General features: G+C 57.5%; 4 protein-coding genes. 1 reads left to right on the top strand and 3 read right to left on the bottom strand.

Annotation, left to right across the window (positions count from 1 at the left end):
- Both PROAA_RS08385 and PROAA_RS19090 read right to left on the bottom strand, forming a co-directional pair.
- A partial coding sequence (locus tag PROAA_RS08385) for an SDR family NAD(P)-dependent oxidoreductase (RefSeq protein WP_245664213.1) occupies window positions 1–383 on the bottom strand: 383 nt, incomplete at its 3' end.
- A gap of 33 nt (window positions 384–416) precedes the next feature.
- Window positions 417–572, bottom strand: a complete 156-nt coding sequence (locus PROAA_RS19090; protein ID WP_245664212.1) for a Rossmann-fold NAD(P)-binding domain-containing protein — start codon at window positions 570–572, stop codon at window positions 417–419.
- A 177-nt stretch (window positions 573–749) separates the two neighbouring features.
- On the opposite strand from PROAA_RS19090, the gene PROAA_RS08380 reads away from it, so the two are divergent.
- Window positions 750–1,598: a hypothetical protein gene (locus tag PROAA_RS08380; protein WP_186410917.1), complete on the top strand. Its 849-nt coding sequence runs from the start codon at window positions 750–752 to the stop codon at window positions 1,596–1,598.
- Window positions 1,599–1,635: 37 nt separating this feature from the next.
- Here the strand turns inward: PROAA_RS08380 and PROAA_RS08375 are convergent.
- Window positions 1,636–1,734: hypothetical protein (locus PROAA_RS08375; RefSeq protein ID WP_186410916.1), on the bottom strand; the 99-nt coding region annotated here is incomplete at its 5' end.

The following is a 1,734-nucleotide window of genomic DNA, read 5'->3' as shown; positions in this document are numbered from 1 at the left end:
CTGTCGTCAGGCCACAGTATCGGCCCCGGCGCTACTGCATTGACACGCACTTCCGGCGCCAGTTCAATGGCCAGCGCACGCGTAAGCCCGAGCAGCCCCGCCTTGGCTGCACAGTACAACGAAAATCCGGCCATCGGCCTTTCGGCATGAATATCGGTGATGTTGACTACAGCACCATGTACCGTTTTCAGATGTGGCGCTGCCGCTTGGGTCAGAAATAGTGGTGCCTTGAAATTGCTGCCGACAAGATCGTCCCAGACCGCCTCATTGATCTCGCCAAACGGTGTTGCAAAAAAACTTGACGCGTTGTTGACCAGCGCGTCCAGGCGCCCAAAATGTGCAACCGTGGTTGTCACAAGGGCGGATAGTGCGTCGATATTCAATAGGTCGGCCTGCTGACAAAGAGCAGACCTTGGTCACGCAGAATTGAATTCGGCTGTCAGCGCTTCGGCCGCATCCGCCATACTACGGAAATGCACCATGATGTTGGCACCCGAAGCATGCAATTCTCGGGCGATTGAGCACCCAACCCGCTTAGCTGCACCGGTCACCAATACCGTTTTGCCGATCACTACTGACTCCAGAGTTCCAGACCACTGCTCACCAAGAGGAGGATTCTAACGGATTTTCACGCCAGCCGCCGGGACAAGGTCGCTCTCCGACGCTCCCAGGGCCGCTATCCGAAGCTGACGCGAGGGGTTAAACTTGCCTCAACAACCCGGGACACGAACCCCATGATGAATGATGAAATGCCACTCGATTCTGTCGACCCGCTTGACGCCGATGAATTGATGAACTTCGCCGAACGCATTGAGCAGCTTTCTCCCGCTGACGCTGAATGGGTAGGCAGTTTGTTTCAGGAGTGCATGCGCGCACGAATGCGCGAGGCCGAATTACTGTCCGGGCTGACTGAAGCCGGTGCAACGGAAAGCACCGAATTTGATGCCCAGCTGGCGCAAGTGGCACTTGACGCAGCGGAGTGGTTGAAGACACTGTGGAATGTGGGCTACATGGGCGCCGGCAGTTTTCCTTCGCAACCGCGCTCGGCCTTCCCCCTGATCGAACTGGAAGATGTTATCAAATCGGCGCTTTTTGCCCGAATCAGGGAAGGAAAACGGCCGCTTCCCTTCCCGCCACCGACCCGACACGGCCTACCCTGGCATGATCTTGTCGAGAGTGCGGAAATCACTTATGACGTTGCAGCGGAGATTGTTCGCGACGACCAGGGACAATCCATCGGTGCTATCGTCGAAGCCTGCCCCGACTGGCAACTCATTGAAGAGATCACAAAGGATCGTGAGTACATCATTCAGCATCGCGGCTTGGGGCCGCTTTTCAGACTACGAATCGAACATCCGGAAACCAGTCCGACTTCGACACTGCGCCGAGAGCCGCCGCGCTGGACACGCCAGATCCGCTTGCAGGAACGGGGCGGCTTTCGCAGTTACACGCTTGAATGGCCGCAGGAAGAAGGCGGCATGCAGAGCATCTCGCTGCGTGCGGCAACCTGGGAACGCGCCGAGTCCGAAGCCGGATACTGGATCGTCACCAAGCACCCCGAAATGTACGGGCAGGTAAAGTTCGAGAAGGCAGAATAGCCCCACCTGAAACAGCAGGAATTCCGCTGACGCCAGCTCAGAGAATGATCGGCTCCGGGGTCAATTCAACGCCGAACTTCTCGCGCACATCACGCTGCACCGCCTGCATGAGCATTGACACATCGGCACCCGTGGC

It is taken from the genome of Candidatus Propionivibrio aalborgensis, assembly GCF_900089945.1.
In the GTDB taxonomy this organism is placed as follows: Bacteria; Pseudomonadota; Gammaproteobacteria; order Burkholderiales; family Rhodocyclaceae; genus Propionivibrio; species Propionivibrio aalborgensis.
The sequence above is the reverse complement of the archived record's forward strand: the minus strand, read 5'-3'. Positions and strand labels throughout refer to the sequence as shown.